The sequence below is a fragment of the Pyrinomonas sp. genome, from assembly GCF_040289685.1.
Classification (GTDB): domain Bacteria; phylum Acidobacteriota; class Blastocatellia; order Pyrinomonadales; family Pyrinomonadaceae; genus Pyrinomonas.
The window spans coordinates 1-9,555 of record NZ_PSLQ01000091.1 but is presented as its reverse complement, the minus strand read 5'-3'; the positions used below and the strand labels follow the sequence as shown (position 1 = coordinate 9,555).

The following is a 9,555-nucleotide window of genomic DNA, read 5'->3' as shown; positions in this document are numbered from 1 at the left end:
AGGGTGGATCTGTGCCTTGAGCGTCAGGAGTGGCATCGGCTCTTCAGTATTGTATCATATGCGAGGGGGTGCGGTGTATCCCCTCAATGAATTGAGGGGGATGACAGCCCACTCGCGCTCCCCCGTTTTTCTAAAAGGAGAACTGACCACATGCCGGAGCGAAGAAGAACCACCACGCGATCAAACATCCGAGGCGAACGCGCGCTCGCTCATGCGACGCTGACGGCGCTTCTGCTGTTGACCTTTTGCTGGCCCGCCCAGCCGCAAGAGAGACATGAATACGCGCCCATCGAAGAACGGACGATCAACTACGCCGATTGGACGTTCAAGGATCTTGACGGCAAACCGGTTAACCTGCGCGGTTTCGCACAAGACAAACGGCTCGTCCTCGTCGTCTATTTTGCGCCGTGGTGTCCGAATTGGCGCTACGAAGCCCCCGTCATCAGCAGATTGCTCGATAAATACCGCACGCACGGCTTCGAGGTCGTCGCCATCAGCGAATATGCGCCCGAAGAAGAGACGCGCCGCTTTTTCGGTAAAGAGCGCCCGCCATACACGGTGGTCATCGAATCGAACGCGCGCGACGCGCGCACGCAAACCACTCACTACGCTTATCGTCAACGCTCCGGCGACCGCCGCAACTGGGGTTCGCCTTACAACATCTTTCTCGAACCGGTGAAACTAAACTCTTCCGGGCAACTTCTAACCGAAAAAGCTTGGGTCGCCAACGGAGAACTGGTCGAAGCGGAAGCGGAGAAGTTCATTCGCGCGCGGCTCGGATTGAAAGAAGAAGGGGAAAAACCTCCCGCCTGTCCTGCAACGCGACCCGCCACACGGTAACCAGCCGCAGAGCTTCAAATCAACGGCTCGACGGAGGGCGTCGGGCAAACGCTCAAGCGAAGGACGCACACCTCGCCATCTGAGCGCGGAGTGGTGGCATACGAACTCGGCGGAAACCTCCTAGAAGCCTCACTCCCGCCTGAATCGAATAAACAGCCGCTTGCGCGACCAAAGGCTGGAAAGGTGGGAATGATTCCGTTGACCGTCTGAACGCATCGGTGAAGCGCCTTCGCTTCTCGCAGAAGCAGCGCGCACCGCTGCGCGTCGCATTATCAATCTTGGAGTCAGCGAACCGATCAGCCGAACGCTTGAACTGCAGCTTCGGTTCAAATGCGCCAACGCTATGAAGCCGAGAATGGTGACGCGGCGGTGCGGCGCACCGCCGCGCTCGTCAGCTCTCAAAGGCTTGCAGCACCTCTTCGGCGTGCCGCTCGACAGCCACCTGATCGAAGATCTTTTTGATCCTTCCGCCTTCATCGATCAGGAAGGTCTTGCGCGCATTGGTCCAGTACTCCTTATCGCCGAAGACGTGTTTGCCGTAAGTGCCGTAAGCGTCGCCGATGCGGTGGTCCGGATCGCTCAGAAGCGTGAAGGGTAGATTGTACTTCGCCGCAAACTGCCGGTGTGATTCTTCCGTGTCGAGCGAAACGCCTAGCACCTTGATGCCCTTTTCTTCAAACTTCGCATAGGCATCGCGAAACGAACAGGCCTCCTTCGTGCAACCGGGAGTATCGTCCTTCGGGTAGAAGTAGAGCACCACTTTGCGGCCACGGAAATCCGAAAGCTTGACCTCGTTTCCGTTAGCGTCGCGCGCCGTAAAGTCCGGCGCCGGATCGCCCTCTTTGAGCATATGGATGAAGCCTCCTCTGAAATCTCGCTTGAAGATCGCAACCATTCTAGCGCAAAAGGATCATGGCGTGTAATCCGTGTAATCGGTCAATATATCTGAGACTCAGTGGGGACCAACTCACCTCTCAGCTTAGCGAGAAACTCCAAGGGCGCAAGCCCACCTAGCGCCATGTGGGGTCTGTGCCCGTTGTAGTGATCGAGGTAAGCGTTCAGCGCTCCCTGTAACTCAGGCATCCGTGTGGGCAGGGGCCGGGTATAGAACTCATCCCGAAACGTCTGTTGCATCCGTACCCCTCACTCCGTTCGGCGAAGGAAGCGTCTGCGCCAGGGAGAAGCAGGTACTGAGGTCAACCGCTGAGAAGTGCTTGATCATCTCCCTAGGCCCTAGGGTGACCGTTAGGGTGTCCACCTGCACCAATCGAGCCGGGCCTCTTCACCTCGTACCCCTGGGGTTTCCTGCGCCCCGTAGGGGCGAAGGCTCTTTCTCCCAGTCTTTCCCCTACGAGCCTGGACCAGGAATGAAGCCACGCTTTCCACCCGTCCGTGATCTTCCAGGTAGGCCAGCATCCGCCCCACCGTACGCTCCGGTGTATCCCTCCTTCACCAAGGTCAGCCACCAGCTTTCCTTTGCGCAGGGCGCGCGATGCGGCTCAGGAGCTCAAAGGAGCAGTGGACCTTCTGGAGCGCCTGGGTCTTTTGCGCTTTGGCTGCAGACCGCAGCGGTCCTTGCTGTTCCAGGGCCCTTTCCCACCGGTAGGCGGGTGGCCCGGCTGATCCCTACCAACTCCTGAATCTCTGACCAGTCCACTTTGCGCTTGCGCAGAGATTGCACCAGTTTGAGCTTGCGCAGGTGTTCCTGGACTGTGGGACCACCGGCCCCAGCCTCGTTCAGTCGCTGGGCCAGCCGGGCCCCTCTCCACACCTCTTTGCCGACTGCCCTTAGCGGCATCTGTGAGGATCTCCTCTTTTCTGGAGTGGTCCCCACATTTTAGTTGGGGCAGTCTCAGGTGTGTCTGTCCATGTTCATTTCAGTTTCCGCCGGTTGCCGCGTTGGAGAGGTCGAAGTTAACCCTTCGCGGGTTGATTTGAGAACAGCTCGATGCACGGGGCGATTTCGCGCTTCTACGAGTTCAACGCAGAGCTTAGGGAACTGTCTAGCATCAGCAGGGCGAGTTCGCGCTTCTACAGATTCAACGCGCGGGCGATCTGTTCGGCGAGTTCGGCTGGCGCTTTGTCAGCGCTTGCTTCGACGCGCAGCGATGCGAGCGCGTAGAGCGATCTTCTCCGCTCGTACAGGGCGCGTGCGACCTCTTCGCTTCGCGCCAGCGGGCGCTCTTCGGTCGAGGCGTTGATCCGTTGCCAGCAGAGTTCGAACGGCGCGTCGAGCCAAACGGTGATGACGCCCGCCGCGGTGAGCTGCTGGCGGTTCGGTTCGATGGTCCAAGCGCCGCCGCCGAGGGCGACCACCATCGCGCCGGCTTCGGCGAGCACTTCGCGCAAAGCGTCGGCTTCGATGGCGCGAAAGCGTTCTTCGCCCTCTTCAGCGATGATGGTGGCGATGGAACGCCCTTCGCGCTCGGTGATGCGCCGGTCAAGGTCGATCATCGAACAGCCGAGTCGGTCTGCCAGAGCTCGGGCGACGGTGGTTTTGCCCACGCCCATGAAGCCGAGGAGTGCGATGCGAGGCGCGACGCTCATCGCTCTTGGCTCAACGCAGCGAGAAGATCGAAAAATTCAGGGAACGAGATGGCGACCGCCTCTGCGCCGCGCAGTTGCGACGGCGCGTTGGCCGTGAGCGCGGCAATGGCGAAGGCCATTGCGATGCGGTGATCGCCGTGGGCATCGAGCGTGGCCGCGCGTAGCTTGACCGGCCCAGCGACGCGCAGCCCATCTTCCCGCTCTTCGACTTCGACGCCCATGGCGCGCAGGTTCTCTACAGTTGCGCGTATGCGGTCGGATTCTTTGACGCGGAGTTCGGCGGCATCCCTGATTTCAATTCCGCCTTCGACCTGCGTGCCGAGAACGGCGAGCGCGGGAAGCTCGTCGATCAATTCCGCCGTGAGCGCGCCGCAGATGAGATTGGCTTGCGGTTCTGTGGGTGACAACCGTCCAACGCCGCGAACGCGCACATCGCCGACCTCCTCGTTGCACTCGATGCGCGCGTTTTCGATGCTGATCTCGGCGCCGAGCGATCGAAGGACGCGAATCACCGCCGCGCGCGTCGGGTTCAATCCGACCCCTTCGATGAGCAGATCAGAGTCGGCGAGCAGCGTTGCCGCCACGAGAAAAAAGGTCGCTGAAGAGATGTCGCCCGGAACCGCGACGTCGCGCGCCAACAAAACGGTCGGACCCGTAACCGAAATCGTCTCGACGGCGCCGTCGGTCTCTCGCTCGACATGCAGACCGAACCATTCGAGCAAGCGTTCGGTATGGTCGCGCGTGCGCACCATCTCTCGCACGCTGGTTCGTCCTTCGGCATGCAATCCGGCGAGGAGAACGCAGGATTTCACCTGCGCGCTCGCTACGGGAGGTTGGTACGTGATTGGGCGCAGCGGATAGCGCCCGGTGATGATCAGCGGTGCGTGACCTTGCGTCGAGTCGATGGCGGCACCCATCTGTTCGAGCGGCTCGATGATGCGCCGCATCGGGCGTCGGCTGAGCGATTCATCGCCCACGAGCGCCGCGCTGAAGGGTTGTCCGGCTAGAATCCCCGCCAGCAGGCGCATAGTCGTCCCGCTGTTGCCGCAATCGAGTGGGGATGGAGCGGGCGACAGGCGCCCGCCGACCCCTTCGATCACGAGACGACCCTTTTCGCGCTCGATCTTCGCCCCAAGCGTTCGGAGGCAAGCGAGCGTCGAAGCGCAATCGGCGCTGGTCGAAAAATTGGTCAGCGTGGAGCGTCCGCGCGCTAGCGCAGCGAGCATCGCTGCGCGGTGTGAGATGGATTTATCGCCGGGAAGGCGCGTGCGCCCGCGAAGGCGCTTCGTTGGAACCAGTTTCATCGTCGCATCGTTCATCTGTTCAGAGATTCTACAACGAAAGCGTGTCGGCGCGCGACGAAGGGTTCGCTTCTTGACACCGAAGTCGGAAGCATGTTACCGAGAACATGCGCACCGTGCGGTCCGGATTTCTCCAAAGCTCGTGGACAATTGGCGTCCCTCTTTCGTTTGAAAATTCGTGGCGAAGGCGGGAGAAAACTGATATATTTGCTCGCGCTTGGTCGAAGGCTCATAAACGGAACTGTAATTGCGCTCACGACGCGAGCAAGAGCGTGCATGGCGCGAAAATGTCCTTCTTGCTGAGGCGAGACGCTCTTTGGCGCGAGGCGAGGAGACTGGCGGCAGCGAAAGCCCTCGCAGCTTTCGCGCACGGTCAGGCCGAGTGAGAGACGAGGCCCGAACGTCAAGTGCCGACGATTGGCCGATGAAATGCTGAGGAGCTGATCGTGGCGTTTGAGTGCGAGGATGAAAGCCTGATCTTCGTGCCGACGGACTGGGAAGACGGCGCGCGTGATCCATAAAACGACGCAACTTAGCTTACCGAGTCGCCTCGAAACGGTCGAGCGCGTAGCGGCCGTTGCCAACGACATCGCTGCGCGGTGTGGGTTTGATGCGGACGCGATCTTCGGCATTGAGTTGGCCGTGCGCGAAGCCGTCAGCAACGCCGTCTTGCACGGCAATCGCGAGGACGAAACGAAGCCGGTTGAAGTGTCGTTCACCGATTCGGGAGCGAACCTGACGATCATCATCCGCGATCACGGGGCGGGGTTTGATCCGGCCGAGGTGCCAGACCCAACGCGCGCGGAGAATCTGCTCAACCCTTCGGGACGCGGCTTGCTCTTCATCCGCACCTTCATGGATGAGGTCGCGTGGATGCGCCACCCCGGCGGCGGCATGGTGGTCCGCATGGTCAAGCGGCGCCCCCGGTGAAACAACTTTCGGAAGGAGAGAATCGATATGGCAGAATTGAACATCAAAGAGCGACAAGCGGGCGATGTTACCATCCTTGATCTAAGCGGCAAGATCACCATCGGCGAAGGCAGCGTTGCGCTGCGCAGCGCCATTCGGCGTTTGCTGTCGGAAGGCAAAAAGAAGATCCTGCTGAACTTGGGCGGCGTCAGCTACGTCGATTCGAGCGGCATCGGCGAACTCGTCTCCAGTTATACGGCGGTGAACAAAGAGGGCGGGCAGCTCAAGTTGCTCAATTTGACGCAGAAGATTCAGGATCTGTTGGCGATTACGAAACTGCTCACCGTCTTCGACGTGTACGAAGACGAAGCGACTGCGCTCGAAAGCTTCTCATAAAGACGAAAGCGGCGAGCCGCGAGAGCTGTATCCAAACGGTTCTCGCCGCTTGTTTCCTGCAAGTTCGGATGTTTCGTGCCACTTTCCGCCGTCTGCTGGCGCTTGATGATCCGCCGGAAAGGACGGCGCTCGCCTTCTCCATCGGCGTCTTTATCGCTTTCTCCCCGTTTCTCGGTCTGCACACGATCATGGCGACGCTGATCGCTGTGATCTTTCGTTTCAACAAAGTCGCCATCTACACCGGAACCTTTGTCAACAACCCCTTTTTGACCTTGGTTCCGATCATCATCGCGTCCTATGCGATCGGCGCGCTGGTGCTAGGGCGCCCGATGCGCATCTCGCCCGAAGGTCTAGAACTGCTCAAGCACCCGCGGCTTTTCGATGGAGTTTACTGGCACGATCTTTTCGTCCACAGTTGGAACGATGTACTTTTGCCGTTCGCCATTGGCGGCCTAGTCCTGTCGGTTGTTTGTTCGGCGATCTCTTACCCTTTGACGTTGCGTTTCTTGCGCGCGCGCCGCGCCGTGCAAGATGAGAGATAATCGGCGTCGGCGAGCGAATTTCGCCTCGGAAACCGAGTTGGCCCGCGTGCCAAGGCTCGCTCGTCGCTATTGGCGCGCGACCCAGGCGCAAAGTCGGCGCGTGAGCGCTTTTCAGGAGACCGGCGACGCGATGACGAGTTTCGCAAAAAAGGGGTGGCGCATTGCGCTGCCGTTGATCATCGTTTTGGTCGTGGCGGCGCTGTTCGCCATTTGGGTTGGATATCAACCGCTTAACCCGTTCGCGCTCCCCGAAGACGAGGCAACACGCACGCTCTTTTTTCGCCTGCGTTTGCCGCGCGTCGTCATGGCCGCTGTGGTTGGCGCTTCTCTGGCCTTGGTCGGCGCCGCGCTGCAAGCTTTGTTTCGCAATCCGTTGGCTGAGCCGCTGACGCTTGGCGTATCGGGCGGCGGCGCGCTTGGCGCCGGGGCGGCGCTCGCTCTCGGTTGGGGCACGCGCGTAGTGGGCATCCCGATCGTCTTCCTCTCGTCGTTCATAGGCGCGCTGCTTGCTGTTTGGGTCGTTTATCGGCTAGCGCGAACGGGCACCGTCGTCCTGCCCGGCGCGCTGTTGCTCGCTGGCGTCGTCGTCAATCTGATCTCGGCGGCGGGCGTGGTCATCATTCAATACTTCGCCGATTTCACGCGCGCGTTGCAAATCTTGCGCTGGACCATCGGGACGCTTGATGTGGTCGGTTTCGACCTCATCGTGCGGATGCTTCCGTTGCTCGTTCCGGGTTGGCTCGTGCTCTTCTACGTGGCGCGCGATCTGCATCTGATCGCCGTCGATGAGGAGACAGCAGCGAGCCTCGGCGTTGATGTGCGCCGGGTGGAACAGCTCGTCTATGTCGCTGCCTCGTTGATTGTCGGCGTGACGGTCGCCGTCGGCGGGACGATCGGTTTCGTCGGGTTGATCGTCCCGCATGCGGCGCGGCTGCTTTTCGGCGAGGATGTGCGTCTTCTTCTCCCCAGCTCGTTCTTGCTCGGAGCGGCTTTCTTAATGGTCGCCGATGCGATTGCGCGCACCGCGCTCGGCGCAGGCGAGCTTCCCGTGGGCGCGATCACGGCGTTGATCGGCGGTCCGGTCTTCCTCTGGTTATTGCGCCGAGAGCAGAGGTATGCGGCGCTTTAGCGTTGCAGCCCGTCTGGGAAAGTGCGCCGAAAGAGCTGCTTCTCCAGTTTGAGAGGATGGCCGTGCGACGACCGATGCACAACGAGCAAGCGCGCGAACCGTACATGCTGCTTCTCCGGTTTGAGGCGGTGGCGGTGCGACGACCGCCGCACAGCAGCAGCGGCCCGCGCCGCGAAGCTATTTCCCTAGCCGAAGGGGGTGGCGGTGTGATAACTTCTCGTCAAACGGAGCTTCCGACAGTGATGGCGAGGCAGAGACGATGACGTTTGCGCTACGCACGACGCTTTTGATCTTGCTCTTCTCCTTTGGCGCAGCGGCGCAAACGCCTGCTGCGACATCTCAGCGACGAAACGATGGCGTCAGCGTCGCGGCGCCTCAAACGGACCGGAGCCGTGTGCCCGCGGCGATCACCGAGGCGGACGAAGATGCGCTGCCGAACTTCGACCGCGTTGACGATCACTTGTTTCGCGGCGCACAACCGAAGACGCGCGGTCTGGCCCTGCTCGCGGCGATGGGTATTCGGACCGTCATCAACTTGCGCGATGACGATGAAAAGGCCGAACGCGAACGCATAGTGGTCCAGTCGCTCGGCATGCGTTACTTCAACGTGCCGATGCGCGGACTGGCTCGTCCCCAAAACGAGCAGATCGAGCGCGTGTTGGCGCTCATCTCCGATCCAGCGAATTGGCCCGTCTTCATCCATTGCCGCCGCGGTGCCGACCGCACGGGGACAGTGATCGCTTGCTATCGCATCGCCAAGCAAGGCTGGACGGCGAAACGCGCCATCTCCGAAGCGGAATCTTACGGCATGAGCTTCTTCGCTTTTGCCATGCGCGACTACATTCGTGATTACGCCGAACGGACACATCAACCGCAAAAGGCAGATAGAACAAACAAGCTCGCGCCATCGGAGTCGCGCCTTGTGCCGCAGTGAAGATGTCTCGGCAGCGCTTTTGACCAACGGAGAAACGATGGGAAGCATTTCAACCACACGCGGAGACAAAGGCGAAACCAGTTTGATCGGCGGCGAACGAGTCTCCAAAGCGAGCTTGCGCGTCGAAGCCTACGGCACCGTCGATGAATTGAATTCCTTTCTCGGTCTGGCGCGTTCGATCTGCGACGATGATGAAGTGCGCCAGATCGTGCGCGAGATTCAACGCGAACTCTTCGCCGTCGGAGGCGCGCTCGCCAATCCGCTGGCCCACTTGAAGGATCCGCCCTATGTGACGGATGAGATGATCCATCGTTTGACTGAACACGTCCATCGGATCGAAATGATCGACGGCATTTTGAGCGATTGGTCGCTGCCCGGCGAGCACAAGGCGGCGGCGGCCTTCGATGTCGCGCGAACCGTCTGCCGACGGGCTGAACGCGCCGTCATCCGGCTCGCTGAATCGGGCGAGACGGTGGACGAGCGAACAGTCGCCTACTTGAACCGCCTTTCAGATCTTTTGTGGCTCTTCGGACGGCTGCTTGAACTTCGCTCCGGCGTCGATGCGCGCCTGCGCGATGAAGAGCACAAAGGGCCCCGTTGGTCGCGCGCGTGGTAGCGACTTCGAGCTTCTCGTTCGGCCTCTTCAGAGGTGGGCATACGTTGAGAAGAATCCTTTTGGGTTCAGCGGAGGGAATTCTGTCGGCATCGCACGCGCCGCACCTTACGAGAAAGCTTCTTTAACTTCCCCTTGGGTTACGCCTTCCGCGGCGATCAATCCTCGCCGGAGCAAAGAGAAATGCCCTTCGAGGAGCGGCGGTTTTGCACCGCGTTTGGAGCGAACGCGGCCTTTCATCGCCGGACGCCAAAATAAAAGCGAGGCAAGACCGATCTTCGCCTCGCTTTTATCTTGGCTCTCTCGCTCTTTACGGGCGATCTCAAACCGATTTTACGGAACGT

The 9,555-nt window shown here is 60.4% G+C and carries 10 protein-coding genes and 1 pseudogene; 7 read left to right on the top strand and 4 right to left on the bottom strand.

Annotated features, from left to right (window positions below):
• The first annotated feature begins 150 nt into the window (after positions 1–150).
• On the top strand, positions 151–840 hold the full coding sequence (locus C4334_RS13855; RefSeq protein WP_352432682.1) for a TlpA disulfide reductase family protein: 690 nt from the start codon (positions 151–153) through the stop codon (positions 838–840).
• 391 nt (positions 841–1,231) lie between these two features.
• On the opposite strand, the gene bcp is transcribed toward C4334_RS13855, so the two are convergent.
• The 4 genes and pseudogenes from bcp to aroA form a co-directional block, all read right to left on the bottom strand.
• Entirely contained in the window at positions 1,232–1,690 is a 459-nt protein-coding gene (gene bcp / locus C4334_RS13850; protein WP_352432681.1) for a thioredoxin-dependent thiol peroxidase, read from the bottom strand.
• A 60-nt stretch (positions 1,691–1,750) separates the two neighbouring features.
• A pseudogene (locus C4334_RS13845) lies at positions 1,751–2,638 on the bottom strand (integrase core domain-containing protein).
• 233 nt (positions 2,639–2,871) lie between these two features.
• Positions 2,872–3,387, bottom strand: coding sequence for a shikimate kinase (locus C4334_RS13840; RefSeq protein WP_352432680.1), 516 nt, complete (start codon positions 3,385–3,387; stop codon positions 2,872–2,874).
• Entirely contained in the window at positions 3,384–4,706 is a 1,323-nt protein-coding gene (gene aroA, locus C4334_RS13835) for a 3-phosphoshikimate 1-carboxyvinyltransferase (RefSeq protein ID WP_352432679.1), read from the bottom strand. Before aroA ends, C4334_RS13840 begins: the two co-directional genes overlap by 4 nt.
• 492 nt (positions 4,707–5,198) lie before the next feature.
• Between aroA and C4334_RS13830 the strand changes: the two genes are divergently transcribed.
• The 6 genes from C4334_RS13830 (at position 5,199) to C4334_RS13805 (ending at position 9,214) form a co-directional block, all read left to right on the top strand.
• On the top strand, positions 5,199–5,618 hold the full coding sequence (locus C4334_RS13830) for an ATP-binding protein (protein WP_352432678.1): 420 nt from the start codon (positions 5,199–5,201) through the stop codon (positions 5,616–5,618).
• A gap of 27 nt (positions 5,619–5,645) precedes the next feature.
• On the top strand, positions 5,646–5,993 hold the full coding sequence (locus tag C4334_RS13825; RefSeq protein WP_352432677.1) for an STAS domain-containing protein: 348 nt from the start codon (positions 5,646–5,648) through the stop codon (positions 5,991–5,993).
• A gap of 68 nt (positions 5,994–6,061) precedes the next feature.
• Positions 6,062–6,535, top strand: coding sequence for a DUF2062 domain-containing protein (locus C4334_RS13820; RefSeq protein WP_352432676.1), 474 nt, complete (start codon positions 6,062–6,064; stop codon positions 6,533–6,535).
• Positions 6,536–6,665: 130 nt separating this feature from the next.
• Positions 6,666–7,664 (top strand): FecCD family ABC transporter permease, encoded by a 999-nt coding sequence (locus tag C4334_RS13815; RefSeq protein WP_352432675.1) that lies wholly within the window; start codon positions 6,666–6,668, stop codon positions 7,662–7,664.
• A 259-nt stretch (positions 7,665–7,923) separates the two neighbouring features.
• Positions 7,924–8,598, top strand: coding sequence for a protein tyrosine phosphatase family protein (locus C4334_RS13810; RefSeq protein WP_352432674.1), 675 nt, complete (start codon positions 7,924–7,926; stop codon positions 8,596–8,598).
• Positions 8,599–8,635: 37 nt separating this feature from the next.
• A complete protein-coding gene (locus C4334_RS13805) occupies positions 8,636–9,214 on the top strand; it encodes a cob(I)yrinic acid a,c-diamide adenosyltransferase (RefSeq protein ID WP_352432673.1) in 579 nt (192 codons plus the stop codon).
• Positions 9,215–9,555 lie beyond the last annotated feature (341 nt).